Genomic DNA, 26,586 nt, shown 5'->3' with positions numbered 1-26,586 from the left:
AACATGTTTGATCCAACAGCCTTTGATAACTTAAAGGTAGTCTTTGAAGGAGCTGTCTATGATCTTGATTTGACAGGGGAAATCCAAATCCTTGACCGGAAGGATTTATTTGACTTTGCCCACTATGAGCGTTGCTATCAAATTCACTATTCTTTACCTTACAAGAAATCCATTTCGATTGAATTTCATTTAAAAGCTGATATGGGTCATTTTCTGGCAGAGAGAAAGATGATGACAGAAAAGAATATGGCAGGAGCTGATATCCTCATCGTCTATAAGGGAGATGAGAAGTTGCACCATTGCCGGTCGTTTCTTGAAGAAACATGGAATAAGGATAAAAATTGGGAATGGAAAGAAGTTATATCTTCTCTTCAACCGACTGCGTACGAGGGGGTACTGACTTTTAATAGAGTCATTACAGAAGAAATGGTGGATGATGTTCTTCAAATGATCTCATTTTCCGTTGATACATTACAACAGCTTGAAAGAATAGACTTCTAGTACTACAAAGAGTTTATCATTATATAGAAAAAGGGGATTTTACAATGAGAATAGCCTGGGTAACAGATAGCACAGCATTTGTTCCAATTCATTCAAGTAGTAAAGAAAATCATATCTATATCGTTCCAATGAATATACTCTTTGGGGAGCGGGAGTATCAAGACGGCGTAGACTTATCTCCGGAAGAACTGTTCTTGAAATTAAAGGAAGAAAAGGTAGAAGTGAAAACCTCACAACCTTCAATCGGGACGTTTAAAGAGTTGTTTGAAGAATTATCCAAGGACTATGATTATATCTTTTCGATTCATGTTTCTTCCCATTTCAGCGGCACATATTCATCTGCCCATCAAGCTGCAGAACTGTTAAAGGATACCCTGCCGAACATTATCTGTATAGATTCCAAGGTCATTTCCAATCCATTGACAGAATTGATCCTGTACGGTCAAAGACTGCTGCATGAAGGAAAAGATCCACTACAAATAAAAGCAGCAATTGAAAAAAGAATCGCTTCTTGTGAAACCTATGTAATGGTGGGCAGCTTAGAGCAACTACATAAAAGTGGACGAATGAGTGGGCTTTCTTTCTTCCTTGGAAGTGTTCTCAATGTAAAGCCTATGCTTGCCATAGAGAATGGAAAACTTGAAGTGAAGGATAAGGTAAGAAGTATTAAAAAAGGATTGACGAGCATGAGTGATCGCTTAGATCAAGCTCTATCCGTGAAGAAAATAAAGAAAATATCCGTATTACACGGGTTAAACCGGGAAGATGCATTAGAATGGATAGACCAATTGAAAAAAACGTACCCGGAGATAGAATTCGGGGCGTATCCTTTGGGAGCTGTCATCGGAGTACATGCAGGCGCAAATACGATCGGAATAAGCTGGTTTGGAGATGACGAACAGAATTAGTAGAGAAAGGAGGGATGTGAAGAATCATACATCCACTCCTTTTTATTCTGATTAGAGGATATTATTTGGTACAATAGAGGAGAAGGTGACCATGGAACGGAAAAAGCTGGACGGTATAATCGACTATTTGAAATGTGAGTACCTTGGTGAGTCTACTGGACATGATTGGTATCATTTGGATCGTGTACGAAAGCAGGCAATTATCATTGCCAGGGAAGAAAATGTACCCCATACATATATCATCGAGTTGGCTGCATTGCTGCATGATGTTCCGGATGATAAGTTCGTGGAAGAAGAAGAGGGGAAGAGAAGGCTGGATCACATCCTATCCACCCTGTCTCTTACGGAAGCTGAAACGAAATTACTGAAATCGATTATTTATTCCATTTCATATAAAGGTGGTCACGAAGCAGTATTAACATCTTTAGAAGCGAAAATCGTTCGGGATGCCGATCGCCTTGACGCCATTGGTGCCATAGGGATTGCAAGAACATTTGCATATGGAGGAAAGAAAGGTCGGCCACTTTATAACCCTGAATTTCAAGTCAGGACGGAAATGACCGTAGAGGAGTATAGAAATGGGGATAGTTCCAGTATCCATCATTTTCATGAAAAGTTATTGAAGTTGAAAGGCTTAATGTGTACGGAAGCGGGAAGGAAACTGGCAGAGGAACGTCATGCTTTCATGCTGCGGTTTTTAGAGCAATTTAATAAAGAATGGACTGGTCAAGAATGAGAATGTTAACAGCTGAGAATCTTTCTAAAACGTATGGAGAGAAAACTCTATTTAAAGATATATCGTTTTCAATTACCGAGAAAGAAAGAGTCGGACTGATCGGGGTGAATGGAACGGGTAAATCAAGCCTATTGAAACTCATTGCCGGGATGGAAGAATATGATACCGGAGAGCTTTCAAAGCCGGGCGATTATCATATTGCCTACCTTCAGCAAGAGCCTGCTTTTGATGGGGATTTAACCGTGATACAACAAGTGTTTCGTGGTGAAGCAAAAATCATTCAGGCTATGCGGAATTATGAAATGGCCCTTATGGAAATGGAGAACAACTCAGAAAATCCTCGAATACAAGAAGATTTATTTGAAGCTCAAAAGCAAATGGATATACTTCACGCCTGGGATGCAAGTGCAAATGCGAAATCCATTTTAACAAAACTGGGAATTCACGACTTTTCAAAGAAAATGAGCGAGCTGTCAGGTGGGCAAAAAAAGAGAGTGGCGCTGGCAGGCGTCCTGATTGAAACACCTGACTTATTAATCCTGGACGAACCGACCAACCATTTAGACTACCAGTCCATCAAATGGCTGGAAGATTATCTAGGAAAGTATAACGGATCTGTGTTGCTCGTGACCCATGATCGTTATTTCCTCGATAAGGTAACGAACAGAATCTTCGAATTGGATGGAGGAAACCTTTACTCCTACAAAGGAAATTATGCTTCTTTTATTGAGGCAAAGGCTTCCAGGGAAGAAGTGGAACGCCAAATATCCGAAAAACAGCAAAACCTTTATCGAAGAGAGCTTGCCTGGATGAGAAGGGGAGCAAAAGCCAGAACCACTAAACAAAAGGCTCGAATTCAACGATTTGAAAATTTAGAGGATACGATGTCTTCAGGTCCTTCGGGCGGCCAGGTTGACATGGCAATCGGAGGAAACCGTCTGGGTAAACAAGTGTTTGAGTTCAAGGATGCTTCAAAAATGTTTGAAGACAAGCGAATTTTAGATGAGTTTTCTTTCCTTATTAAACCTAAAGACCGAATCGGAATCGTAGGTAAAAACGGGAGCGGAAAATCAACATTTCTTAACCTTCTTGCCGGAACCGACGATCTTACAAGTGGTGATTTACTCAAAGGCCAAACCGTAAAGGTCGCATACTATACTCAAGGTCATGAAGAACTTGATGAGAATATGCGTATGATCGAATATATAAGGGAAGCAGGAGAATATATAACGACGGATAAAGGCGAGCAAATCTCAGTTACTTCCATGTTGGAAAGATTCCTTTTTCCAATGAGTACGCATGGTACATTGATCCGAAAGCTTTCCGGAGGAGAAAAACGAAGACTCTTTTTACTTAAGTTATTGATGTCAAAACCGAATGTCCTTTTGCTTGATGAGCCGACGAATGATTTAGACACAGAAACCCTCACCGTTCTGGAGGATTATATAAATGAATTTTCAGGTGTTGTCATAACCGTTTCCCATGACCGCTACTTTCTAGATAAAACAGCTGAGCAATTACTGGTCTTTAATGGAGATGGACAAATCGACTTTTACTTTGGGGAATATACTGAGTACTTGGAAAAGAACGAAGCGAAAAGTAAGAAGCAGGATCCGGTCAAGAAGCAAGAATCTGCTCCCGTGAAGGAAGAGAAGGAAAAAGAGAAAAAGAGACTTTCTTACATGGAAAAGAGAGAATGGGACGAAATTGAAGAAAAGATGGCCGACATCGAGCAGAGGATAAAAGAAGCAGATGTTGAGCTGCAAAAGGTCGGCAGTGACTTTGAAAAAGCACAGCAGTTAATGAATGAAAGTCAAAATCTTAACGAGCAATTGGAAGAGCTCATTGAAAGATGGACATACCTTTCCGAATTTGCTGAATAAGTCTCTTCGTTTAAGGCATCATGGATACTGTGTTAGAATGGATGGTATAAGAACTGTTTATAGAAAGGGGTATCAAGCTTGAGGATAGTATCGATTGAACCTACTCCAAGTCCTAATACGATGAAAGTTCTTCTTGATCAGGAAATGAAAGCCGGGAAGAGCAATAATTATAAAAAAGATGAAACGGACGGGGCTCCTCCCGTCATTAAAGATATCCTTGCCATAGACGGTATTAAAGGGGTCTATCATGTTGCCGACTTCTTAGCCGTTGAGCGAAATGCGAAATTCGATTGGCAGGAGCTTTTGCCACAGGTTAGAAAAGCTTTCGGTGAAGATACTCTGGACCAGGAAAATGAATCTCCCATGGAAGAACATTTTGGTGAAGTGAATGTTAGCGTGCAGATGTTCAAAGGAATTCCGATGCAAGTAAAGGTGACAGACGGGGAACAAGAGAAGCGATTTTCACTTCCGACCCCATTCCTGGAAGCGATCGGTCAGTCTCAAAAAGATGGGGATAATGTCGTCCTTCTCAGAAAGTGGAAAGATTACGGTATCCGGTACGGAGACTTAGATGAGATTGGTAACAATGTGACGGAAGAACTAGTTGCAGCCTATCCTTCTGAAAGGCTGGCAGCACTTGTAGAAGAAGCACAGGAAACAACCGATTCCAAAGGACCTCTCATTTACAAGAAAAAGCAAAAGGTAAGTGTCGCGGACTTTGAAGCGCCGGACTGGCAAACAAGGTATCAGAAGCTTGATGCGATGGAGGATCCGACTTTAGATGACCTGCCTCTGCTGGAGAAAGCCCTGGAGGACGAGAAAGTATCCATTCGCCGATTGGCTATTGTCTATTTGGGAATGATTGAAGATGAAAAAGTTCTTCCTTTGTTGTATAAAGGGTTACGTGATAAATCAGTCACAGTAAGGAGAACGGCTGGAGATTGCCTTTCGGACTTAGGTTTTGCAAAAGCCACTCCTGAAATGATTCTAGCCTTAAAGGATAAGAGTAAACTTGTGAGATGGCGTGCTGCCATGTTCCTTTATGAGGTAGGGGATGAATCTGCATTGCCTGGCTTACGGGAAGCGGAAAATGACCCTGAATTCGAAGTGAAGCTTCAAGTGAAAATGGCCATCGAACGAATAGAGGGCGGAGAAGAAGCAAAAGGATCTGTTTGGAAACAGATGACCGAAGCACGTCACCAATAATAGTGGGAAAGGGTTGATTATAAATGTCAATGGCTTACGAAGAGTATATGAGGCAGTTAGTTAAACCGATGAGACAAGAACTTACACAAGCAGGCTTCAAAGAATTGGGTACAGAAGAAGAAGTTGAGAATTATATGGACAATGCAGATGGAACAACCCTGGTCGTTATTAACTCAGTATGCGGGTGTGCAGCGGGACTTGCAAGACCCGCTGCAACGCAATCAGTCATGAATAATGAAAAAACACCGGATCACCTCGTTACTGTCTTTGCAGGGCAAGACAAAGAGGCAACCGCCAAAATGAGAGAGTACTTCGAAGGGTACGAGCCTTCCTCCCCGTCAATGGCTTTACTTAAAGGAAAAAAAGTCGTTCATTTCATCCCAAGGGAAGAAATTGAAGATCATGATATTTCGTCTATCATTTCCAATTTATCCACTGCTTTTAACGAAAATTGCTAAAGACCAAAAAAACGGGTGACTCTGTCATCCGTTTCTTTTATGGTAGGATAAATAAACATAAAAAATTTGTATAAGCAAAATGGTACCATTAAAGGAGGGAATGTTTATCGTGTTTGTAACAACATGTGGGAGAGCGAACCAGGAAGTCATAGAAAAAGCATATAAAACAGCAGAGGTACTCGATATTCCCTATATCCCCAGAAAAAAGAGATCGATTCTACACCATATGACTCTGCACGAACAAGACTGTTTAGTGATCGGAAAAGAGAGATTAGAACTTCATACTAGAGAAGACAATAGCGAACCATTCTTTTTCCACCCTAATTCCGCTTCCTTCCGAATCAAGAGAATCATTCGCGGAGAGACCGATCCACTCGTTGAGGCTGCCGATCTTAAGGAGGGCATGAGTTTTCTGGACTGTACACTAGGTCTTGCATCAGATAGTATCATCGCCAGTCATATAGTCGGCGAAAAGGGGAAAGTAGTCGGAATTGAAGCGAATAAGTATATCTCACATATCCTTCATCACGGACTTCAGGACTGGGTATCTCCACTTCACGATCTGAATAGCGCCATGAATCGAATCAGTGTCATCAATGGACATTTTCAGGAAGAATTAAAAGGTATTCCGGATGATGCATTTGATGTCGTCTACCTTGATCCCATGTTCGAAGATGCCTTAACAGATTCTCATGGAATCAACCCAATCCGCCATTGGGCAAGCTATACAGGCTTAACAAAAGAAGGAATAGAACAAGCAATAAGGGTGGCCAAAAAGCGGGTAGTATTAAAAGAGCACTATCAGTCCCCATTATTCGAAGAACTGGGATTTCACGTAATCAAAAGACCATCAGCCAAATTTCACTTTGGGATCATTCGAGTATAAAAGTCTATTATTTAGCTCTAATCGCAAAAATTATGTCTCTCCTAAGAAGAAAATAATTTAAACAATTGGTAGTGTGAAAACAGGGACCGTTCCTTTTCGCTCCAGACACAAGATTCCCAGGGGAGGAAGTCGAGTCTTCTCGACGTACTGTCTCTGTGGGGTCTCGGCCGAACGCTAGCTGCAAGCGGAGCAGTTCCCCTCACCATCCAGCACACACTGATTGACAGGGCCGAAGAAGACCTTTTGTTAAAAAACGATCTTTGTGAAAATGACCTTTTTTTAACAATAAAATAGACAGGCATCTTAAGCCTGTCTAATCATCTAAGTATTAATCAGTAAATCCTAGTACAATGAAATAACCTAATAGAAGTAAGTATCCGATATTGATCATAAGTCCTGTATCCATCTAGTTATCCTCCTTACAAAGTATCCTCTTTAATATACTACCACATAAATATTTTTATATCCTACAAAAAAATGAAACCTTTTTCACTTTTTATCCGTAAGAAATAGTATAATAATAGACGTAATACATAGGAAAGGACGTTATCTATGTCAATCTGGCTCAAAAAGTCGTTTTTTATCCTGCTATCCATTCTAACATTTGGACTTGTTTCCCCTTCACAAGCCTTCCTGAATGAACAAAATCATACCATGGCAAAAGGCAATGGGAAGCCTTCGTCGGTTGAATCTGTTCCAGAGGAAGTACTGGAAGAGGAGTCTTCCATTTCCCATGAGGATTTCATAGTGAATATGATGGCCCAAGCAGAGAAAAACGCTTATGAAAAGTTTGGGACTAAGATCAAGCCTGTCATTGAAGACGAATTCAAGTCTTTAATCCTTCCTAAGATCGAAAAGGCGATAGCTGATACAGCTGTTCAATTTCCAGAAGAAGACTTAACGTCACTTACTATTTCAGAAGTGCCCCAATATGCAAAAACAGAAAAGATTTTTCATATTTATGACCAACGCTCTGGTGAAGATGTCATACGGTTCCATGTAAGAAAAGACCATCCGCCTAAAGATGGCTATTACTTCAACTTTCACTATCATACAGTGCATGATCAATTTCAAGCACATCATGATTTAGGAAGCATATATTGGGATAAAAACACTCCGCCACAATGGATGAGTGTCTCCTGATTTCAACGTCCATATAAGAATAAAGGCAAGTGCGTGAATTATGCGTGCTTGCTTTTTTGTTTCAATTTGAATGGCAGGTTCGCCTTATGCATGTCGCCTCTGCCCAAGCCGCCTCCGCTATAGTTATCATCCAGCTCCGGCGGCTAGAGGCTCGAGGTCATAAGTCAAACCTGCCAAAAAGGCAAAGAGCGCCTTTCCGGCAGCTTCGTCTTATGCTTGTCGCCTCTGAGCAAGCCGCCTCCGCTTTAGTTATTGGAAACAATCTCTCCTAAAAACAACTGTATCATTATGTTAAAATAGTAATAACATCATGATACTTTCCTTAGAAGAAAGGAGGGACAATAATTGAAGCGTATATTCATCATCCTCGCTATTTCGGTTACTCTGGTCATTCTGTGGACCAACTCAAAAGCCAACTACAGTGGAACCCTCTTAAAGCATTCTCCTCTAAAAACACAATTACACCTTCAATCCAGTAAACAGTTAGAAAATATGGTCCTGTTGCCACATGCTGCTTATGATAAAACAGCTGCTATGGAAATGATTGAAAGATTAGATCATATTCCGACCGCACTCTTAGAGTCTACGAATTCACAGGAAATCAAAATAAGGCTGTTTGAAAAAAAATTAACCGATTTTTCTACCACAAGTCACTTGAAAGGAGTAACCCCAAGAGGGTACACTAATAAAAGTATTACATGGGATGACGTTCCCGGGATCGGTGGATCGAAGCTTGTATTAGTGAAAATCGGTCATAGTGAGAAAGGGAAGGGGCATAATTCGACTAATCTGGAATTACATGAACTCGCTCACAGTATTGATCGTTACGTCTTAACGGATCTTAATTACGAGCTGGAATTTTTGCCTATTTGGAAGAGGGAAGCTCCACGGGTATTCCCGAACGAACCCTATTTTCTTCAATACAAAGAAGAATATTTTGCTGAAACATTTGCTATGTATTATTTAAACTCTGAAACTAGAAATCTTCTAAAAAAGAAGGCACCAGCAACATATCAATTCTTTAAAGAACTATAAACTTATAAAAGGTGTGGTCGTTGTGAAGCAATATTTAGACTTGTGCAAACATGTCCTTGAACATGGCACCAAGAAAGAAGATCGAACAGGTACAGGCACGATAAGCACATTTGGTTATCAAATGCGTTTTGATCTAAAAGAAGGATTCCCTCTCCTTACAACTAAAAAACTGCATGTGAAATCCATTGTCCATGAACTCCTTTGGTTTCTAAAAGGAGATACAAACATTGAATATCTTCAGGAAAACGGTGTCCGGATTTGGAATGAATGGGCCGATGAAAATGGAGAGTTAGGCCCAGTATACGGTCACCAATGGAGATCATGGTCTGGAGCAAACGGGGAAACGATTGACCAAATTAAGAACCTCATTGATACGATTAAAAACAATCCCGATTCCAGAAGAATGATTGTAAGTGCGTGGAATGTTGCGGATGTAGATCATATGGCTTTGCCTCCTTGCCACTGCTTATTCCAATTCTATGTAGCCGATGGCAAATTATCCTGTCAGCTGTACCAACGTTCCGCTGATGTATTCCTCGGCGTTCCTTTTAATATAGCTTCATACGCTCTATTAACGATGATGGTAGCCCAGGTATGTGATCTGGAAGTTGGAGAGTTTGTTCATACTTTTGGTGATGTCCATATCTATCAGAATCACCTTGATCAAGTGAATTTACAGCTTTCCAGAGAACCCAGATCATTACCATCATTATCTATCAATCCAGAAGTGAAAGATATTTTCGGATTTAAGTTTGATGATTTCAACCTTGAAGAATATGATCCGCATCCACATATTAAAGGAGCTGTGAGTGTATGATCTCTTTTATTTGGGCAATGGATCAGAATCGATTGATTGGGAAAGACAATGGATTGCCATGGAGGCTTCCTGAAGACCTGAAATTTTTTAAGAAAACGACGGATGGACATGGAATCGTCATGGGAAGAAAAACGTTTGATTCCATCGGTAAGCCGTTACCAAATCGGGAGAATGTCATTCTTACAAGAAATACAAGCTTTCAACCGGATGGCTGTCTTGTCCTGCATTCTGTGGAGGATATCCTAAATTGGGCGGAAGGAAGAGATTCAGAAATCTTTATTATGGGCGGGAGAGAAGTGTACAAGCAGTTCATTCCCCATGTAGATAAGTTGTATGTAACAGAGATTCATCATGAATTTGAAGGCGACACGACCATGCCTTCCATACCATGGGAGGATTTCACTTGTATCTCATCTGTTAAAGGATTGAAGGATGAGAATAATCCTTACGACTATGAATTTAATGTATATGTACGTAAATAGATGAGAAGATCATAAAAGGGTACTGACGGGATATTCCGTCAGTACCCTTTTATTGAAAAACCATAACATCCTTAAACGTAGAACAAAATGCAGAAATACATAAAGCTGCTTCCTGCCAGGACGAAAAGATGCCAGATTGCGTGATTGTAAGGCAGTTTGTTCCACACATAGAAAATGGCTCCTATGGAATACATGATCCCACCTGCCAGCAGCAGCCCGAATCCGGCACCGGTAAGACTTGCGTACAACGGTTTAATGGCAATGATAACGAGCCAGCCCATTACCAGGTAAAAGAGAGTGGAAACGACCTGGAAACGTTGAACAAAATAACATTTAAATACAATCCCTACAACTGCGAGTCCCCAGACAATCCCAAACAATGTCCAGCCTAGTGCACCTCTCACACTGACTAGCATAAACGGTGTATACGTGCCCGCGATCAGGATATATATCGCCGAATGATCTAAAATGGCAAATAGATTTTTTACCTTTGAAGGCTTAAAGCTGTGTAACAAAGTTGAAAATAAGTATAGAAGTATCATTGAAGCACCGAAGATAGAGAAGCTGACAACGTGCCATGCAGTGCCTTCGTGAACGGCGAAAATGATTAACATTACTAAAGCGGGGATGCTCAAAATCAATCCAATTCCGTGGGTAATGGCGTTCGCAACTTCTTCTTTCCAATTGGAAAAATCGAAATCATATGTCAAAGAAGTCTCATCCTTTCTATTATCCCCTCATTGAACGCTCAATGAGTCAATATTGTATATATTTATGATAATCCTCTTATCGTCATTGTGCAATCATTAACATAGTAAAGGGTTAAAGTGCGCCTTTTGGATTAGAAATTCTTCTCATAATGATGTATATTCCTAAATAAAGAAAACAAATGAGGTGGCAATTGTGTGCGGTAGATTTTCCTTAACAACCCCACTAGAAGAATTAGTAAGGCAATACTTAATTGATGAATTCCTTGAAGAGTGGCAGCCAAGATACAATATTGCTCCAACTCAAAAAGTATTGTCCCTTATTTCACATAAGGGCAAGCGCAGAGCAGGAGAGATAACGTGGGGGCTCGTGCCTCATTGGGCCGATCGGAAGAAATGGAAACCGTTGATCAATGCCCGTAGTGAAACCTTATTGGAGAAACCGAGCTTCAATTCCCTTGTCCATTCGAAAAGAATGGTGATTTTTTCCGATGGATTTTATGAATGGAAGAAGGAGAAAGATCAAAAGGTACCTGTAAGATTTCAATTAAAAGAAGAAGAGCCATTTGTGTTTGCCGGATTGTGGGATCGCAATGGAGAGTTCACAACCTCCACAATCCTTACGACAGGTGCAAATGCCATTGTACAACCAGTACATGAACGAATGCCTGTTATTCTCACGAGTCAGGAAGCGGTTGAGAAATGGGTAAACACAGACGATTACTCTTTTGAAGAAGCTTCTTCGGTTTTAACGCCGCTTCAAAAAGACCAAATGAAAGGATACCAGGTATCCGATATCGTCAATTCATCCAAACATGATTCCCCCGAATGTATTGTGCCTGTTTCATAGCCGATTTAGAGAAAAAATATTAGAGTTTTTGCACGATTAGACATTTTATGCGCCATTAAATGGGGTATAATAAGAGTATAAACGGGTGAAAAAGAGGATTGATACTTTGCTGACAAAAACCATTGAGTTCAAATCAAAGGATGGACGGAAGGTCAAAATCTTAGAAGTTCCTGTCATGAAGGAAGATAGCCCGCTCTATCTAAGGGTAAACCTCAGGCTTCATCAATTCATTTCAAAGGTTGTCAATCAGAATGGGCCTAAGACCATGTACAGCTTTAGAGAACATTTAAAGAGAACGACGAAATGGTCAGAGTATGAAGAAATATATCAATCAGAAGAGTTAAAGAATAATGCATAATTTTCTTGGGATCTGGTCTTTTAGCGTATTATTACGTGGGACCAGTCCTTTTTATGTGCTTATCACTACATATATGAAACAATTACGGAAAATACACGTTCAAAAATATATCAATTTAGACAACCGGTTGTGGAAATCCTTCGTATCTATTTAATTCCTTTGCATTTAACGATATAATACTAATGATATGGGAGATAGGATGTGGCAAAATTGACCAAAATTAAGATTGTAACAGACTCAACAGTAGATTTATCAGATGACGTCGTAAAGGAACTGGATATTCATGTAGTTCCTCTGTCCATTTCAATCGATGGAGAGACATACTTAGATAGAGTAGATCTTTCACCACTTAGCTTTCTGGAAAAAATGAAAGCTTCTAAGGAATTACCAAAAAGTTCGCAGCCACCGGCAGGAACATTTGTGGAACTTTATGATGAATTAGGGAAAGATGGTTCGAAAGTTTTATCCATACATATGACAGGTGGAATGAGTGGTACTGTGCGCTCAGCTGAGTCTGCTGCAGAAATGTCTTCAACAGATGTGGCGGTTGTAGATTCCCGCTTTATTTCTAAAGGATTGGCCTTTCAGGTAATTGAAGCTGCCAAGCTTGCTAAAGAAGGAAAGCCATTGGAAGAAATTCTTAAAGCAGTTGAAACGATCCGTCAAAATACAAACTTGTTCGTTGTGGTAGATACACTTGAAAACCTTGCAAAAGGCGGTAGAATCGGAAAGGGACGTGCAATGATCGGTTCCTTGCTAAATATTAAACCAATCGCTTCATTAGAAGGAGGCGAATACACTCCAGTTGCAAAGGTTCGAAGCCATTCACAGGTTGTAAAATACTTAACAACGAAATTTTTAGACGATGTAAAAGGGAAGACAATTCGAGGCGTAGGGCTTGTTCATGCCGATGGCCTGGAGCTGGCTCAAAATCTTAAAGCTAAGATTATCGAAAAAACAGGTTACGACCAAATCGATATCGTTCCGACAACACCAATCATCAGTACCCACACAGGAATTGGTGCGATAGGATTTATGTATTACACAGATTGATCTAACCAAAGGCGAAAGGGAATTTTCCTTTCGCTTTTTTCTATGTTAAAAAACAGCAGAATCATCTGCTGTTTTTTAACATTATGAAGGCATAGGCGTCGGGGTAGGCTTAGCGTAACCTTCATTATATTGTTCATCGATAAAGTTTCTAATTTGCTTGATGGATTCACCATTCTTGTACTTCACAATGGATTCTGCCGCAATTTCCAAACACACCTGACATCTGGTACCGTGATCATCCCATACCACTTTGTCCCCTTTTATTTCGTAAACAAAGCAATTCAGATTACTCTCGTGCCCGGCAGAATCACCGCACCCGCAATAACATGGGATATATTGTAACAGCTCAGGGTTTTTAGCAGCTGAAGAATAGATAAGCTTCATATTGTCGTCCTTATCATCGAGAAAAGAGGGAAGTGTATCAACGGAAGCAGTTTCCTCCCTAAGATCCCCATTGGCGGCTGTATGATCATGATGAGCTTCCTCCTCCTGATTGCTTGAACAACCGGCAAGAATGCCTAATAAACCAATAACAACAGTGAAATATAATAAGAGATTTTTCTTCATACGTTCTCCTTCCCTACGCGATTATAAATGTATTGTACCACTTTTAAAAAAGCAGGTTTGTACCATTTCTTGATGCTTTTATGAATCTTATTGCGTCCTCATAACCAATGCAATCATATCATAGAAGTATAATAGGTAAGAAGTTTGGTCTGATCTCTCCAATAGCTAAAAAATGATTCTTTCTTATTATATTGACATCAAATGAAAGGAAGTGGCCGGACTTGACTGATAAGAAAAAAGTATTGGTGATTTCAGACTTTGGGATCGATGATATTGTCGCAGTATTATATGCTTACTATAGTGATACGATTGAAATTGTAGGAATTGTTTCTGATTATGGAAATGTCTCTAAAGCGAGTGCATTGAAAAACGTCAAATATCTTCAAAGTATTACCGGAATCACCGATATACCTGTTATCGGGGGAGCGGTCTCTGCTTTGACGGGCATACAACCGCAATTTTTTCCAGATATACACGGTATTGATGGCCTGGGACCGATATCACTTGATGATATAGAACTCGACAACTCAGAAATAAGCGAAAACTTTTATGAAATCAATTCACTAATTGATAAGTATGCAGGTGAGTTATATATATACTCTGCTGGTCGATTGACTTCCTTGGCAACTGCCTTTGTGCTATACCCGGAAACAATGAAAAAGGTGAAAGAATTTTATGTGATGGGAGGTGCATTTCATGTACCGGGCAATGTGACCCCTACAGCAGAAGCGAATTTCTATGGAGATCCTTATGCTGCCAATATCTTGATTCAACTCGCCCCCAAACAAATTCATCTCATCCCCTTAGATGTAACCATGTATGCTCTTTTAACACCTGCAATGATTGATCATCTCCATGAATTTTATTTGAAATCAAATGACAAAGTCGGGCAGATCATCAAACCGATGGTGGATTATTATTATGAGTTCTATAAGAAAACGTACCCAGATATTTCAGGAAGTCCCTTGCACGATTTATTGGCCATGTGGGCACTTGCGGATGGCGATAAAATGATGTTTGAAGAAGTTCCTATCAGGGTTGCGACCAATACAGGCTGGACTTTTGGTCAGAGCATAGGAGATTTTAGGCAGTCAAAGGAAAAAGAAAATTGGCAGATCCATAAGATCGCAAAGCAGTTCAACTATAGGCAGTTTATCACAGAGGTATTCGAGACGTTGAAATCTGGGCCCAGCCGGTAGATTGACAAAGTCACATAAATTTACATGTTCTTAATGATTTGTTTACAAACGTTTCATGACGAAACAAGCGTGATATAATAATACTAAAGTGCAAGCGAGGTGACGCATATGAAAAAACTACCGATTATCATGCTCGCTTTTGTTTTTTTCCTGTCAGGGTGTTCGTTAGAAGATGCTGCTGAGCATATTACAAGAGAAGTATCCATGTGGGATAAAGATAATCCGAACGATACCTTTATACCGAAGAACTTAAAAGTTGTTTCAGTGGGAGATTCATTAACTCAAGGTGTGGGAGACAGTACGAAAAAGGGTGGATATGTCCCTTATTTAGAGAAACATCTGGAATCATTGGATGGAGTGAAAGACGCCCAATTTCATAACTATGGGGTAAGAGGGAACCGTACCGACCAATTATTAAAAAGATTGAAAAAAGAAGACGTGAAAACTTCGATCGAACAATCAGATTTAGTCATGATCACAATTGGCGGAAACGACGTTATGAAAATCTTTCGTGAAAATCTTTCACACTTGAAGTTAGAAGTGTTTCAAGAAGAAAAACGCCAATACCAATTACGTTTAAAAGAAATCATCGAAACGATCAGGAGCTATAACCCAAATGCAGGAATCGTTCTTGTAGGGTTATATAATCCATTCAATACATGGTTTTCTGATATTGAAGAAGTCAACCAGGTGATTCATGATTGGAATGATGCCAGCCGGGAGATTCTTTCAGATTATGATAAAACCTTATTCGTTAAGATAGAGGACTTATTTATTGATGCAGGGGATACTTTATTATTTGAAGACTACTTTCACCCAAATGATGAAGGCTACAAAATGATAGCAGATCGCATGTTTATAAACCTGACAAACGGGGAAACATTAGCTACATTAACAGATAGAAAGAAACCTGTTGAGGAAGAGGAGCAGCCGTCATGAAGAACAAATGGAAGGTAGGGTTTTTTGTTCTTTTAGGAGTTGTATTAATAGGATTAGCCATCATTGTTTCAATGATTTTTATGCCGATTAAAGATGATGCACTGCCTAAAGACAACAAAAACACCAATCAAGAAGTAGGGTTTAACGTAGAAACAAACAAAAAGGACTTAAATCTTATTATTGAACATTATATTGAAGAAGAAGGAATGAAGGGACCTGTTGATTATGAGGTTCAGTTAAAAGACGACGTGGAATTAATGGGGTCTGTTCCGGTATTTACATCAAACTTAGACTTTAAGTTGGATTTTGAACCTAAAGCACTGGAAAATGGAGACATCCTCCTGAAACAGAAATCCATATCAGTAGGACAATTGAATCTGCCGGTTTCATACGTATTGAAGGTAATAAGAGATTCTTATAACTTTCCGGAATGGGTGAAGATACAACCTACCGATGAATTAATATACGTATCATTACAGGACATGAAATTGAAGAGTGATATTAAAGTAAGGGCGAACGAATTTAATTTAAAGGAAGATAATATTTCATTCCGGTTATTAGTACCGGTAGATCGTGCTCAATAGGAAAAGGTGGCCTCCCGATGGAAGCCACCTTTTTCGTATGCGGGCGTAAGTAGGCACAAACCGGGACACAGACATGATTATCCTTTTAATAGAATGGCTTCTAATTCAGGGGTTCCGTTGGCTAACCCGACAGCTACGATGGTGTAAGCTTGATTAGGGCTTAATTTAACATTCGGAACACTCAGTACGGTATTTTTGCTTCCTGCCACTCTGGCTTCAAGATTGACCGTCATCGGGGTTAATCCAAGGTAGTCTGTGGCTTGCTTGAAGGATATATTAGGAAATACGACATCTCCACCCTTTACTGCGATATCCACTGCAGGGGCGTCAGGGGAAAGATGTATGAATTTAACCTTTGTTTCTCCGCTGGGAACCGTAGGATCATCAAGGAATGGAAGAAGTTGCAGTTTATTTAAAGTACCTACAGCGGCGAGAGTATAAATTTTACCTGGATCAATTTTTACTTTTTTACTGATAACAGTCGTTACACTTGTACCTGCAGGGTAAACATCGATATGATATTTCCCAGCTGGCAAGGTTAAATAATCACTGACATCCTTAAAGGCAACATCGCGTAAAACACGGTTTCCATTCACATAAACGTCCACATCCGGTGCATCGGGTACAGCATGTAAAACGCGGACATAAGAAGGCTGTGTGGATGTAGTCATATCAGCGCGCTGAGCTTGCATTGCAAGCCTCATGTATTTTAAATGTTTTTGATAATAATGAATATGCATGGATGGATCTGTGTATTTATAATAATCGGATAATAAGTCATACATCGCTGCTTTATTCAAATAATCATGTTGGCTCATCCGTATCTCTCCCTTTTGTTTATTAACACAATAGATTATGCGTAGGAGAAAAAATGGTGAAAGAACCTATTTTTTGAATAAATCAGAAATATTTCTTGCGTTATAGAAGAAAATAATGGATAATAAAATTACTATTTGAGAAAGTGGGTGATGACATATGAACTTATTATTGATTTGTTATACAAGTAAACTAAATATGCTTCGTAATGGTTCTACGCGTCAACTCACTTTTAACGGGATAATCTGATTTTTTCATTCTTTCAATCTTGAAAAATCCGTTGGCGTGTAGAACTGCGCAACGGATTTTTTTAATTTTGGGAGGAACTGAATTGAATAATAGAGAAGAAGTATTTGAAATGATGAAACACTTTGAAGAAGAAGGATACATGTTAGGAAGAGTTGTGACCGAGCAAAAGGGTGCCTTCATGGTCATGACGAGAACAGAAGATCGTTTAAGTAAAATATCTGGGAAACTCAGGTTCCAAACGGTAAAACGTGAAAATCTTCCAGCAGTAGGTGATTGGGTTCTCCTGAGCTCAGAAGGAGCAATCATTGAAAAGGTCTTGCCAAGAACAAGTAAATTTTCAAGAAAAAAAGCAGGAGAAGAAGCGGAGGAGCAAATCATTGCCACGAATATAGATACGGTTTTTATTCTTTCTTCGTTAAATGATGATTTAAACAGTAAAAGGATGGAGAGATATTTACTACTATGTTGGGAAAGCGGGGCAAATCCCGTTGTCGTTCTTACCAAATCTGATACATGTGAAGATATTGAAGAGAATAAGAGAGAAGTTGAAAGCAAATTGCTCGGGGTTAAAGTGTTAGCCATAAGTTCTGTAAATCATGAGGGAATTGAGGAACTGCATCCCTATCTGGAAAAGGGAAAAACGGTAGCGCTTGTAGGTTCTTCCGGTGTGGGAAAATCGACCCTCACAAATCTCCTTGTAGGGAATGATGTTCAGAAGACCGAACAAATCAGGGAATCAGATGATAAAGGACGTCATACCACAACACACAGAGAGTTATTCTTATTGGATAGTGGTGCATCCATCATTGATACGCCCGGTATGAGGGAGATTCAACTATGGCAGGGACAAGAAGGGCTATCCACTCAGTATCACGATATTGAAAATTTGGCACTTCAATGCAGATTCACCGATTGTCGCCATGAGGATGAACCTGGTTGTAAGGTTAGAGCTGAGATAAAAGAGGGTACTTTGTCAGAGGAACGATACGGGCATTATCTGAAGTTGCAAAGAGAAATTGCCTATATGGAGAGAAAAGGGAATAAGCGACTGGAGTCGTTAGAACGAAAAAAATGGAAGAATATCGGTAAGCAGAGGAAGCTTAAATAAAAGAGGTAAGAAGGACCCTGGATAACTCCAGGGTCTATTTTTCATTGTTAACTGTAAACCAATTCAACAAGCTTAATATTTTCCCTTTTAACATGAATGCGTTAAAATCTCTTACAAAGGGAATAGTGAAAGAGAATGAAATGGAAAGGATGATGAGCATGTCGGATGCATCGCATTATGAAAAAGCTACATTTGCAGGAGGTTGCTTTTGGTGCATGGTGAAACCGTTTGATGAACAGCCGGGGATTGGCACTGTGATTTCAGGTTACACGGGAGGAACCGTTCCGAATCCAACGTATAAAGAAGTATGCTCAGAAACGACTGGACATTATGAGGCCGTTCAAATTGAATACGATCCATCAGTGTTTCCTTACGAGGAATTACTGGAAGTATATTGGCAGCAGATTGATCCAACCGATCCAGGCGGGCAATTCTTTGACCGTGGACATTCGTATAAAACGGTTATATTCTACCATAATGAACAACAAAAAAAGCTGGCGGAAGAATCTAAAAAGAAACTTGAGCAGTCAGGCAAGTTTCAAAAACCGATTGCTACTCAAATTCTGCCTGCGAAGGAATTTTATCCTGCAGAGGAGTATCATCAGGGTTATTACAAAAAGAACCCTGGTCATTATAATCGATATAGCCGAGGGTCTGGAAGAATAGCATTTATTGAAAATCATTGGGGGGAAGAAAAATGAGTAAGGCAGATTTAAAGAAAACGTTAACTCCTGAACAATATGATGTCACACAAAAGAACGGCACTGAACCTCCTTTTAGTAATGAGTATTGGAATACGTTTGAAGAGGGAATTTATGTAGATATCGTATCAGGAAAACCTCTCTTTAGCTCTAAAGATAAATATGATGCCGGCTGTGGTTGGCCAAGTTTTACAAAGCCGATCGATGAAGAGGAAGTCACTGAAAAAGAAGACCGCAGTCATTTTATGGTCAGAACGGAAGTGAGGAGTAAAGAAGCAGATTCTCACCTGGGTCACGTTTTTAATGATGGGCCGGGACCAACCAAGCTTCGATATTGTATTAATTCAGCCGCTCTTCGATTTATCCCGGCTGAGAAGCTTGACGAAGAAGGATATGGGAAATACAAAAAATTATTTTAAGATAATGAAGTGTTGTGAAAGTCTTCACATATGTGCTAGAATAGATTTCTGATGTTTACATTGCGCTACATATGTGTATATAAAATATATATAGGAAGGTGAATGACTATGTTAAAAAAGCTTTTCGGTAAAAAAGAAGAGGCACCTAAAATCGTCCATGCAGTTGCGCCTTTAACGGGTACATTAAAATCACTTGAAGAGGTTCCAGATCCAGTATTTTCTCAAAAGATGATGGGAGATGGGATTGCGATTGATCCTACTGTAGGTAAGGTCGTTTCACCTGTAGACGGCGAAATCATGCAGCTTTTCCCAACAAAGCACGCAGTTGGAATCAAAGCGAGAAACGGTGCTGAAATTCTTATCCACATCGGTCTTGAAACAGTCTCAATGAACGGTGAAGGCTTTGAAGCACATGTTTCAGAAGGGTCCAAAGTGAATGTCGGAGATCCATTAATTACGTATGACTTAGACCTTGTGAAAGAAAAAGCAAAAAGTACCATCACGCCAATCATCTTAACAAACGGTGATGACATGGCTGAACTAGTGAAAAAAGAGTTGACCTCTGTTACAGCAGGACAAGATGAGGTATTGGAAATTTCGACAAAATAATATAGTAGGTATGGACCGGCTTGATTGCCGGTCTTTTTTTATAAGGTGTCCATCGGGACGCAAATCACCGCAATGTTATTGTCTAATCAGCTTATCAACTATTTTTCCTTCTTCGTCGTCATTCCCCCAGACAATATAAACTTCATCGCTTCTTCAGATTTTATATCCAGTATTTCAATATCTTTTTTGGGAATCAAAAAGGTGACTCCTGCTACTTGAAACGTTTGAGGTACGTATACTGCTACGTGATCTTGCAGGTCATTATGCAAATCTGCAAGGTTCTCTGTCGTAATAAAGCCCAGGCATTTCATTGTTGTACCAGGCATTTTGACGAGTGCCACTTTGGAAAAGGACTTCTTTTCTCCTAAGAAGGAGTGAATGGTATCTTTGATGACCGAGTAAATCGTTTTCACAAAGGGGATTTTTTGTAAAAGGATATCAACTATACGAATGATCGTACCAGTAAAAAACTTTGTGGAAAGCCAACCGAGCACGGTCAATAGAAGGATGGTTGCGAGTAGTCCAATACCGGGAATATAATTTTCATCAAGATATGGTTTTAAAACATTTCCTAATAATCCATCGAGGAATAGAAACATTTTATAAACTACATAAGTGACCAATCCAATCGGAACAATTGTTAGAACACCGTTAATAAACGATTTTAAAAACCATTTCATACTGTCATTTCTCCTGTCTTCTCTTAAAATCTATTCCTATTATATAGAAAGGCTATGGTACAGAAAAGGAATTGCCTTAAAATAAATTAGGCAAATACACAAACCATTTCTAGGTGAATGACATACAGTGTAATGTAAATAAATATTTTTTGAGGAGTGATAGGTATGAACTATGGTTATGGTTGTGATCCATGCTATCAAGGTGGATATGCTTATCCAGTTGCCGGTGTCAATAATTTTGCGTTGATTGTTGTGTTATTCATCCTGTTAATTATTATTGGAGCCGTTTGCTACTGCGGGAAGTGATTCCAGATTTTATCGTTAGATGAGAAATGAAAAAGAGCCGTCACACGACGGCTCTTTTTTAGTCTTAGATTTTAAAACTTGAAACAAGTTCTTTCAATTTTTCCGCTTGTTGTGAAAGCTCTGAAGCGCTTGCCGTTACTTGTTCCATCGCAGCTGATCCTTCCTCGGAGGCAGCAGCAGTGGTTTCTGTGTTAGAAGCAGTAGCTTCAGCAATTTCATTGACCAGGGCAAATGAAGCTGCTACATCATGACTGAGACTAAGGGTTTCCTGAATATGACCAACCATCTCATCCACTACAACAGTTGTTTTTGTGGTTTGGTTTAGTATATCTTCAAGGGAGGCATTTGTTTCATTTGTGATTTCGACCCCTGCGATAACCTCTTTTACTCCATCAGAATTTTGCTTAATAATGACATTCACTTCTTCTTGAATACTGTGTACGATTTCTGTAACCCCTTTTGCCGCTTGTCGGGATTGTTCAGCCAGTTTCCTGACTTCATCTGCCACAACGGCAAAGCCTCTTCCATGCTCACCGGCACGTGCCGCTTCAATGGCAGCATTCAATGCAAGAAGATTTGTTTGCTCTGCAATATCAGTAATGGTACCGATAATCGTCGTAATTTGTGATGAACGCTGTCCTAACGCTTCGACGGTTTCACTTGTATTGGACATGGTTTCTTCAATGTTCAACATTTTAGATGAAGAGGCTTGAACGGTTTTGCCGCCTCGTTCAGCAACTACCCTCATATCACGTGCAGTTTCTCGTACTTGTTCTGCTTGATTGAATAAAAAACGGGCGGCTTCTTCCAAACTATTCATTTTTTCTAATGAGGTAGACATCCGACTTGTTGTTTGATCGCTTCCAGCTGCAATTTCAGTGGATGTTTCTGCAATGGAAGTAATCGTCCTTGATGTCTCTTCGGCTGAAGCAAGAAGTTCCTGACTGCTGGCTGATACGTTTTCGGCCATTTCCGAAACCTGCTTCACCAAGATGGCGATTCCGGCGATAAGCTGATTTGTATCAGATGCCAGGTCAGCTAGCTCATCCTTGGATTTCACATGAATTCGTTTTGTTAAATCTCCGCCTGCGTTTGCTATCTCTAAAATAGAGCGGCTGATTTTCCTGGTGTTCGTCTTAATTGTATGAGATAAAATGATGCCGAAGAAGATAGCCAATAAAACCGCAAATGCCGATAAGCCAATGGTAACGACTTTGGACAGAAAAACCTGTTGATTTAGAGAATCAATACGATTATTCAGATCCTTTTGTTGGTCGACTACAATCATATCTACATATGAGCGGATTCCGTCCAGATATTTCTTACCCGTACCAGATTCAACGAGTGTTGCTGCTTGCTCAAGTCCTTTATCCTTCCTTGTCTCGATTACCCGATCAACGAACTGGATCCAAAATCCATATTGAGCTTCTATCTTATCCAATTTATCAAGCTGCTCCTGATCGTCCTGTAATAGAGTATTCAATTCTTCGATGTGACTTTCTACCTGACCTTTACCATTTTGATAGGGTGCCAAAAATCCCGTTGCCCCTGTAATGACAAAGCCTTGTTCTCCAATTTCAATCTCATTTAATACCTTCGATAAATCCTTCACCTTTGTATCAACCTGCATATCATATGTAATCAGCGTGTTGATCTCTTTCTCAAGCTTCATCATATTGAAGTAAGAAGTTGAGGCAAGGACTAGAAGGACAATGGTCAATAAACCGAAAGACAGAACCACTTTTCCCCGGATTGTCCGGAAATATGAGAAGGCTCCCAATGTCTTTTTTTGTTTTTCTTTCTTATTTTTCTTCGTTTTTGGTGCTTTTTTTAGATGTTTTTCTCTTGTCTTTTTCACCATTTCCCCCTCCTGAAGATAAGCAAAAAGTAGCATCATAGGATGAACTTACCATTATTTTATACATATCGACCTAATTTATCTAGTCACTTTATGAACTTTTTGTCGAATTTTTAAGAATCTTAGTACATTTCACTCAATAAACTCTTATTGAAAGACTCTTTTCGCAAAGATTGTTGTTTTCTAGCATAGAATCTGCCAGGGCTCTGTCAACCAGGTTTATGCTGGATGGTGAGGGGAACTGCTCCGCTTGCAGCTAGCGTTCGGCCGAGCCTCCTCAGCTTAGCCGAACGGGGTCTCGGCACGTCCAAAATCCGCCGGAGTCTGCGCAGTTCCCCTCACCATCTTTAACAGTATTTTCATGACAGAGCTTCAAGGTGTGCAAGAAAACAATGTAAATAGAAAAAATAATTCTTCTTCCTTAAAAGGAAATTCAATCTTTACTTACCTTTAATAAGATTGTTTGCTAAATAGCTTGTTTAAATTGTTTTCAATTTAGGATTCATGCTCAGAAAGTTGATCCTCGCTGCAGGATGCTCGACTCCTGCGGGAATAGCTGGACAGGTGAGACCCCGGAGGCGCAGCCGAGGAGGCTCACCGCCAGCCCCACGGAAAGCGAGCATCCTGGAGCGGAAATCAACTATTACTTTCTCCTCTACAATAGCAACAAACTTTACGAGAAGAGCCTATTGAAAAAAAATGTGATTTTTGATGAGGCTTTGAGCTTTAATAAAAATTCATTTGTATTATTCTTTTTTCTTAAAGAAAAGAAAGATTCTGTTTTTCATACATATGAATAATGGTAGGGAAATCTTTTTATGCAACCAGATCAGCGAATCGAGAGAGAGTACGAATCTGAATCTTTCAGGAGGGGGATTATGCCTCATTCGCATTTAATAAAGCCGTTGATTGGTGAACACTATCCAACGATTGACTATGGAAAAGGTGTGTATTTGTACGATACTGATGGCCGGGAGTATATAGATGCTTGTTCTGGAGCTGTTACGGCAAATGTAGGACATGGTATGGAAGAAATTCTTCAATCAATTGTGAATCAAGGAAATAAAGTGGCATTTGTGTATCGCTCTCAATTCAGTAATCAGCCTGCAGAGGATTTAGCGTCCTTTCTTCACGATAAGACAGGCTATCCATGGAGTTTCTTCGTGAATAGTGGTTCTGAGGCGGTTGAGACGGCCATCAAAATTGCTATCCAGCATTGGCAGGAACAAGGAAAACCGATGAAAAGAAAGATTTTATCCCGATGGCTGAGTTACCATGGAATCACTTTCGGTGCATTATCCGCATCTGGACATCCATCCAGAAGAGAACGATTCGACTCCTTTTTAGGTGACTGGCCGACCGTCGAGCCGCCTTATTGTGCTCACTGTCCTTTTGGAAAAACGCATCCATCATGTGATCTTGCCTGTGCTTCTCAATTAGAAACGATGATAAGCAGAATAGGAGCCGATAATATTGCTGCCTTTATGGCAGAACCGATCATCGGTGCGGCAGGTGGGGCGATTACTCCTCCAAAAGGTTATTATAAACGGATAAAGTCAATCTGTGAGAAACATAATATTTTGTTTATTTCAGATGAAGTGATGACAGGGTGTGGTCGGACTGGAACCTTTTTAGCTTTAGAGCAGTGGCAAGTAAAAGCCGATATTGTAGCGATAGGAAAAGGACTAAGTGCAGGATATGCCCCAATTGCTGCCACGCTCATTTCCGATAACATTATGGAGCCGATATTGAATGGATCAAGAGTCATTATGAGCGGTCATACATTTAGTGGAAATCCTCTGTCTGCAACAGCAGCACTTGCTGTTCTAAAGCTGATTGACTCAGAAAAGATGATTGAAGGTGTCGATCATAAAGGAACATACTTGAAAAATCTAATAGAAAAATTAAAAACTGAATTTTCCTTTGTGCAAGATGTAAGAGGAAAAGGACTGATGTTGGGAATAGAGCTGAATTCCCTTGGAGCACCATTTACTTCTTATATTGTTCAAGCAGGGGTTGAATCTGGGATTTTATTATATCCCGCAGCGGCGGGGATAGATGGTAGGAAGGGATCCGCCATTATGGTTGCTCCTCCATTGAACAGTTCGAAAAGGGAGCTCGAGGAAATGGTTAAGAGACTCAGAAGGACCTTTCAACTAGTAGAAGAGAATTGGAAGGAGATCTAAATATGTCCCGTCTTCATAATAAAAGAAGCAGCTATGAAAATATAAAACATTTTTTTAATGATGGAATGACGTTGATGTTTGGCGGATTTGGAGGGGTGGGTTCTCCTCCTACTATATGTAAGCACTTATTGGATTGGGGAACGAAGGATATCACGATTATTGGAAATGATACAGGCTTTCCTCATATCGGAATCGGACAACTGGTTGCACATTACCGAGTAAAGAAGGTGATTGCCTCCCATATCGGGTCTAACCCGGTAGCAGGTCGATTGATGAGTGAAGGGAAGCTGGAGGTTGAATTCTCTCCACAGGGCATATTGGCTGAAAGAATCCGGGCTGGTGGAGTGGGATTGAAAGGTATCGTAACCGAAATAGGTGTGGATGATCCTTATTTAAATAAAGGAAAAGAGATACTGGAGATAGATGGAGACCGTTACCTATATGAATCAGCCCTGGATGCTGAAGTTGGGATAGTATATGCCAAAAAAGCCGACACATATGGGAACCTTATTTATGATAAAAGTGCCAGAAATACGAATCCCCTTGTGGCTATGGCAGCAGATATCACGATTGTAGAGGCAGAAGAAATTGTGAATGTCGGCGAGTTGGATCCTGAGGAAATCGTTACGTCGGGTGTTTTTGTAGATCATATTGTTTTATCTAAAGGAGTCGACTGGAAATGGGCCTGGGAAACGAATTGAAAGATAAGTTAGCAAAGCGTGCAGCTTTGGAAGTGAAAGAGCATATGATCGTAAATTTAGGGATCGGAATACCATCACTTGTACCAAATCATCTTCCCCCGGGGTTTCCCGTTGTTTTTCAATCGGAGAACGGAATTATTGGAATCGGACCTGAACCTGTGCAAGGGCAGGAGGACGAAAACTTGTGTAATGCGGGAGGATACCCTGTGTCATTGATGAATGGAGGCTGTTATACAGATAGCTCCATCGCATTTGCCATGATTCGCCGGGGCAAAGTCGATTTAACGATTCTAGGTTCCCTGCAAGTCAGCGAAAAAGGAGATCTTGCCAATTGGATCATACCAGGCAAAAAAGTACCGGGGATGGGAGGTGCAACCGAACTTGCCTCGAAGGCAAAGAGAGTCATAGTGCTCATGACCCATTTGGATAAAAAAGGTGGAAGCAAGATCGTTCGGGAGTGCACGCTTCCAATAACCACGAGATCATGCGTTTCAATGATCATTACAGACAGGGCCGTATTTACAATTGAGGATGGTAGATTGATATTAAAAGAACTATTTAATCCATACACACTTCAAGATATTGAAGAGACAACAGAAGCTCATTATACACTGAGCCCCGCTATCAAGTATATAGACTAG

General features: G+C 40.1%; 30 protein-coding genes. 25 read left to right on the top strand and 5 right to left on the bottom strand.

Annotated elements, in window-relative coordinates:
* Window positions 1–3 precede the first annotated feature (3 nt).
* The 11 genes from RSX31_RS06330 (at window position 4) to RSX31_RS06280 (ending at window position 10,055) form a co-directional block, all read left to right on the top strand.
* Window positions 4–501: a hypothetical protein gene (locus tag RSX31_RS06330; protein ID WP_282138992.1), complete on the top strand. Its 498-nt coding sequence runs from the start codon at window positions 4–6 to the stop codon at window positions 499–501.
* Between the two features lie 44 nt (window positions 502–545).
* Window positions 546–1,409, top strand: coding sequence for a DegV family protein (locus tag RSX31_RS06325; protein ID WP_315633907.1), 864 nt, complete (start codon window positions 546–548; stop codon window positions 1,407–1,409).
* 91 nt (window positions 1,410–1,500) lie between these two features.
* On the top strand, window positions 1,501–2,145 hold the full coding sequence (locus RSX31_RS06320; protein WP_315633905.1) for an HD domain-containing protein: 645 nt from the start codon (window positions 1,501–1,503) through the stop codon (window positions 2,143–2,145).
* On the top strand, window positions 2,142–4,028 hold the full coding sequence (locus RSX31_RS06315; RefSeq protein ID WP_148994127.1) for an ABC-F family ATP-binding cassette domain-containing protein: 1,887 nt from the start codon (window positions 2,142–2,144) through the stop codon (window positions 4,026–4,028). The genes RSX31_RS06320 and RSX31_RS06315 overlap by 4 nt, the downstream gene beginning before the upstream one ends.
* Window positions 4,029–4,106: 78 nt before the next feature.
* The gene (locus tag RSX31_RS06310; RefSeq protein WP_148994126.1) at window positions 4,107–5,234 is read left to right on the top strand and encodes a conserved virulence factor C family protein; all 1,128 of its coding nucleotides are present in this window, start codon (window positions 4,107–4,109) and stop codon (window positions 5,232–5,234) included.
* Window positions 5,235–5,257: 23 nt separating this feature from the next.
* Window positions 5,258–5,692 carry a BrxA/BrxB family bacilliredoxin gene (locus RSX31_RS06305; protein ID WP_148969395.1) on the top strand — a complete coding sequence of 145 codons (435 nt, stop codon included), beginning with the start codon at window positions 5,258–5,260 and terminating at the stop codon, window positions 5,690–5,692.
* 109 nt (window positions 5,693–5,801) lie between these two features.
* A complete protein-coding gene (locus RSX31_RS06300; RefSeq protein ID WP_148970008.1) occupies window positions 5,802–6,578 on the top strand; it encodes a class I SAM-dependent methyltransferase in 777 nt (258 codons plus the stop codon).
* Window positions 6,579–7,130: 552 nt separating this feature from the next.
* Window positions 7,131–7,721, top strand: coding sequence for a YpjP family protein (locus RSX31_RS06295; RefSeq protein WP_148969394.1), 591 nt, complete (start codon window positions 7,131–7,133; stop codon window positions 7,719–7,721).
* A 345-nt stretch (window positions 7,722–8,066) separates the two neighbouring features.
* Complete coding sequence (locus tag RSX31_RS06290) at window positions 8,067–8,756, top strand: anthrax toxin lethal factor-related metalloendopeptidase (RefSeq protein WP_148969393.1); 690 nt, start codon at window positions 8,067–8,069, stop codon at window positions 8,754–8,756.
* A 22-nt stretch (window positions 8,757–8,778) separates the two neighbouring features.
* Window positions 8,779–9,573, top strand: coding sequence for a thymidylate synthase (locus tag RSX31_RS06285; protein WP_148969392.1), 795 nt, complete (start codon window positions 8,779–8,781; stop codon window positions 9,571–9,573).
* Window positions 9,570–10,055, top strand: a complete 486-nt coding sequence (locus RSX31_RS06280) for a dihydrofolate reductase (RefSeq protein ID WP_148994123.1) — start codon at window positions 9,570–9,572, stop codon at window positions 10,053–10,055. Before RSX31_RS06285 ends, RSX31_RS06280 begins: the two co-directional genes overlap by 4 nt.
* A gap of 71 nt (window positions 10,056–10,126) precedes the next feature.
* Here the strand turns inward: RSX31_RS06280 and trhA are convergent, their stop codons facing one another.
* On the bottom strand, window positions 10,127–10,765 hold the full coding sequence (gene trhA, locus RSX31_RS06275) for a PAQR family membrane homeostasis protein TrhA (protein WP_148969390.1): 639 nt from the start codon (window positions 10,763–10,765) through the stop codon (window positions 10,127–10,129).
* A 193-nt stretch (window positions 10,766–10,958) separates the two neighbouring features.
* Between trhA and RSX31_RS06270 the strand changes: the two genes are divergently transcribed.
* From RSX31_RS06270 to RSX31_RS06260, 3 genes are all read left to right on the top strand, one after another.
* Window positions 10,959–11,612 carry an SOS response-associated peptidase gene (locus tag RSX31_RS06270; protein WP_187443265.1) on the top strand — a complete coding sequence of 218 codons (654 nt, stop codon included), beginning with the start codon at window positions 10,959–10,961 and terminating at the stop codon, window positions 11,610–11,612.
* A gap of 85 nt (window positions 11,613–11,697) precedes the next feature.
* On the top strand, window positions 11,698–11,970 hold the full coding sequence (locus RSX31_RS06265) for a YpmP family protein (RefSeq protein ID WP_262372432.1): 273 nt from the start codon (window positions 11,698–11,700) through the stop codon (window positions 11,968–11,970).
* A gap of 210 nt (window positions 11,971–12,180) precedes the next feature.
* Complete coding sequence (locus RSX31_RS06260; protein ID WP_148969388.1) at window positions 12,181–13,023, top strand: DegV family protein; 843 nt, start codon at window positions 12,181–12,183, stop codon at window positions 13,021–13,023.
* An 81-nt stretch (window positions 13,024–13,104) separates the two neighbouring features.
* Here the strand turns inward: RSX31_RS06260 and RSX31_RS06255 are convergent, their stop codons facing one another.
* Entirely contained in the window at window positions 13,105–13,590 is a 486-nt protein-coding gene (locus RSX31_RS06255) for a PCYCGC motif-containing (lipo)protein (RefSeq protein WP_148994122.1), read from the bottom strand.
* Window positions 13,591–13,811: 221 nt separating this feature from the next.
* On the opposite strand from RSX31_RS06255, the gene RSX31_RS06250 reads away from it, so the two are divergent.
* The 3 genes from RSX31_RS06250 to RSX31_RS06240 all read left to right on the top strand — a co-directional run bounded on the left by RSX31_RS06250 (window position 13,812) and on the right by RSX31_RS06240 (window position 16,312).
* Window positions 13,812–14,789, top strand: coding sequence for a nucleoside hydrolase (locus RSX31_RS06250; protein ID WP_148969386.1), 978 nt, complete (start codon window positions 13,812–13,814; stop codon window positions 14,787–14,789).
* Window positions 14,790–14,897: 108 nt separating this feature from the next.
* Window positions 14,898–15,728 carry an SGNH/GDSL hydrolase family protein gene (locus tag RSX31_RS06245; protein ID WP_282138994.1) on the top strand — a complete coding sequence of 277 codons (831 nt, stop codon included), beginning with the start codon at window positions 14,898–14,900 and terminating at the stop codon, window positions 15,726–15,728.
* Window positions 15,725–16,312 carry a YpmS family protein gene (locus tag RSX31_RS06240; RefSeq protein ID WP_148994120.1) on the top strand — a complete coding sequence of 196 codons (588 nt, stop codon included), beginning with the start codon at window positions 15,725–15,727 and terminating at the stop codon, window positions 16,310–16,312. Before RSX31_RS06245 ends, RSX31_RS06240 begins: the two co-directional genes overlap by 4 nt.
* A 77-nt stretch (window positions 16,313–16,389) precedes the next feature.
* Here RSX31_RS06240 and RSX31_RS06235 read toward each other — a convergent pair whose 3' ends face one another.
* Complete coding sequence (locus tag RSX31_RS06235) at window positions 16,390–17,130, bottom strand: DUF4397 domain-containing protein (protein ID WP_315633896.1); 741 nt, start codon at window positions 17,128–17,130, stop codon at window positions 16,390–16,392.
* 329 nt (window positions 17,131–17,459) lie between these two features.
* Here RSX31_RS06235 and rsgA point away from each other — a divergent pair, with 329 nt between their 5' ends.
* The 4 genes from rsgA to RSX31_RS06215 all read left to right on the top strand — a co-directional run bounded on the left by rsgA (window position 17,460) and on the right by RSX31_RS06215 (window position 20,214).
* On the top strand, window positions 17,460–18,485 hold the full coding sequence (rsgA, locus tag RSX31_RS06230; RefSeq protein ID WP_315633894.1) for a ribosome small subunit-dependent GTPase A: 1,026 nt from the start codon (window positions 17,460–17,462) through the stop codon (window positions 18,483–18,485).
* 158 nt (window positions 18,486–18,643) lie between these two features.
* A complete protein-coding gene (msrA, locus tag RSX31_RS06225) occupies window positions 18,644–19,186 on the top strand; it encodes a peptide-methionine (S)-S-oxide reductase MsrA (protein ID WP_148994119.1) in 543 nt (180 codons plus the stop codon).
* Window positions 19,183–19,605 carry a peptide-methionine (R)-S-oxide reductase MsrB gene (gene msrB / locus RSX31_RS06220; RefSeq protein ID WP_148994118.1) on the top strand — a complete coding sequence of 141 codons (423 nt, stop codon included), beginning with the start codon at window positions 19,183–19,185 and terminating at the stop codon, window positions 19,603–19,605. Before msrA ends, msrB begins: the two co-directional genes overlap by 4 nt.
* A gap of 108 nt (window positions 19,606–19,713) precedes the next feature.
* Window positions 19,714–20,214, top strand: coding sequence for a PTS sugar transporter subunit IIA (locus RSX31_RS06215; protein WP_148994117.1), 501 nt, complete (start codon window positions 19,714–19,716; stop codon window positions 20,212–20,214).
* Window positions 20,215–20,312: 98 nt separating this feature from the next.
* On the opposite strand, the gene RSX31_RS06210 is transcribed toward RSX31_RS06215, so the two are convergent.
* On the bottom strand, window positions 20,313–20,894 hold the full coding sequence (locus RSX31_RS06210; RefSeq protein ID WP_315633890.1) for a DUF502 domain-containing protein: 582 nt from the start codon (window positions 20,892–20,894) through the stop codon (window positions 20,313–20,315).
* 165 nt (window positions 20,895–21,059) lie between these two features.
* On the opposite strand from RSX31_RS06210, the gene RSX31_RS06205 reads away from it, so the two are divergent.
* A complete protein-coding gene (locus RSX31_RS06205; protein ID WP_113970745.1) occupies window positions 21,060–21,200 on the top strand; it encodes a YjcZ family sporulation protein in 141 nt (46 codons plus the stop codon).
* A 64-nt stretch (window positions 21,201–21,264) separates the two neighbouring features.
* Here RSX31_RS06205 and RSX31_RS06200 read toward each other — a convergent pair whose 3' ends face one another.
* Complete coding sequence (locus tag RSX31_RS06200) at window positions 21,265–23,058, bottom strand: methyl-accepting chemotaxis protein (RefSeq protein ID WP_187443519.1); 1,794 nt, start codon at window positions 23,056–23,058, stop codon at window positions 21,265–21,267.
* Between the two features lie 878 nt (window positions 23,059–23,936).
* Between RSX31_RS06200 and RSX31_RS06195 the strand changes: the two genes are divergently transcribed.
* From RSX31_RS06195 to RSX31_RS06185, 3 genes are read left to right on the top strand one after another with little or no spacing between them, the layout of a single operon-like run.
* Window positions 23,937–25,244, top strand: coding sequence for an aspartate aminotransferase family protein (locus RSX31_RS06195; protein WP_148969377.1), 1,308 nt, complete (start codon window positions 23,937–23,939; stop codon window positions 25,242–25,244).
* Window positions 25,245–25,246: 2 nt separating this feature from the next.
* Window positions 25,247–25,945 (top strand): 3-oxoacid CoA-transferase subunit A, encoded by a 699-nt coding sequence (locus RSX31_RS06190; RefSeq protein WP_282138998.1) that lies wholly within the window; start codon window positions 25,247–25,249, stop codon window positions 25,943–25,945.
* Window positions 25,924–26,586 (top strand): 3-oxoacid CoA-transferase subunit B, encoded by a 663-nt coding sequence (locus RSX31_RS06185; protein ID WP_148994113.1) that lies wholly within the window; start codon window positions 25,924–25,926, stop codon window positions 26,584–26,586. The genes RSX31_RS06190 and RSX31_RS06185 overlap by 22 nt, the downstream gene beginning before the upstream one ends.

This window comes from Rossellomorea yichunensis, from assembly GCF_032337515.1.
Lineage (GTDB): Bacteria > Bacillota > Bacilli > Bacillales > Bacillaceae_B > Rossellomorea > Rossellomorea yichunensis.
This window is presented reverse-complemented; position numbering and strand designations above follow the sequence as displayed.

Coding starts and splice junctions, on each gene's coding strand:
- RSX31_RS06305 (WP_148969395.1), top strand. CDS start 5,258: ATGTCAATGGCTTACGAAGAGTATATGAGGCAGTTAGTTAAACCGATG.
- RSX31_RS06190 (WP_282138998.1), top strand. CDS start 25,247: ATGTCCCGTCTTCATAATAAAAGAAGCAGCTATGAAAATATAAAACAT.
- msrB (WP_148994118.1), top strand. CDS start 19,183: ATGAGTAAGGCAGATTTAAAGAAAACGTTAACTCCTGAACAATATGAT.
- RSX31_RS06240 (WP_148994120.1), top strand. CDS start 15,725: ATGAAGAACAAATGGAAGGTAGGGTTTTTTGTTCTTTTAGGAGTTGTA.
- RSX31_RS06195 (WP_148969377.1), top strand. CDS start 23,937: ATGCCTCATTCGCATTTAATAAAGCCGTTGATTGGTGAACACTATCCA.
- RSX31_RS06210 (WP_315633890.1), bottom strand. CDS start 20,894: ATGAAATGGTTTTTAAAATCGTTTATTAACGGTGTTCTAACAATTGTT.
- RSX31_RS06315 (WP_148994127.1), top strand. CDS start 2,142: ATGAGAATGTTAACAGCTGAGAATCTTTCTAAAACGTATGGAGAGAAA.
- RSX31_RS06235 (WP_315633896.1), bottom strand. CDS start 17,130: ATGAGCCAACATGATTATTTGAATAAAGCAGCGATGTATGACTTATTA.
- RSX31_RS06205 (WP_113970745.1), top strand. CDS start 21,060: ATGAACTATGGTTATGGTTGTGATCCATGCTATCAAGGTGGATATGCT.
- RSX31_RS06280 (WP_148994123.1), top strand. CDS start 9,570: ATGATCTCTTTTATTTGGGCAATGGATCAGAATCGATTGATTGGGAAA.
- msrA (WP_148994119.1), top strand. CDS start 18,644: ATGTCGGATGCATCGCATTATGAAAAAGCTACATTTGCAGGAGGTTGC.
- RSX31_RS06325 (WP_315633907.1), top strand. CDS start 546: ATGAGAATAGCCTGGGTAACAGATAGCACAGCATTTGTTCCAATTCAT.
- RSX31_RS06320 (WP_315633905.1), top strand. CDS start 1,501: ATGGAACGGAAAAAGCTGGACGGTATAATCGACTATTTGAAATGTGAG.
- RSX31_RS06330 (WP_282138992.1), top strand. CDS start 4: ATGTTTGATCCAACAGCCTTTGATAACTTAAAGGTAGTCTTTGAAGGA.
- RSX31_RS06255 (WP_148994122.1), bottom strand. CDS start 13,590: ATGAAGAAAAATCTCTTATTATATTTCACTGTTGTTATTGGTTTATTA.
- RSX31_RS06185 (WP_148994113.1), top strand. CDS start 25,924: ATGGGCCTGGGAAACGAATTGAAAGATAAGTTAGCAAAGCGTGCAGCT.
- RSX31_RS06245 (WP_282138994.1), top strand. CDS start 14,898: ATGAAAAAACTACCGATTATCATGCTCGCTTTTGTTTTTTTCCTGTCA.
- RSX31_RS06215 (WP_148994117.1), top strand. CDS start 19,714: ATGTTAAAAAAGCTTTTCGGTAAAAAAGAAGAGGCACCTAAAATCGTC.
- RSX31_RS06295 (WP_148969394.1), top strand. CDS start 7,131: ATGTCAATCTGGCTCAAAAAGTCGTTTTTTATCCTGCTATCCATTCTA.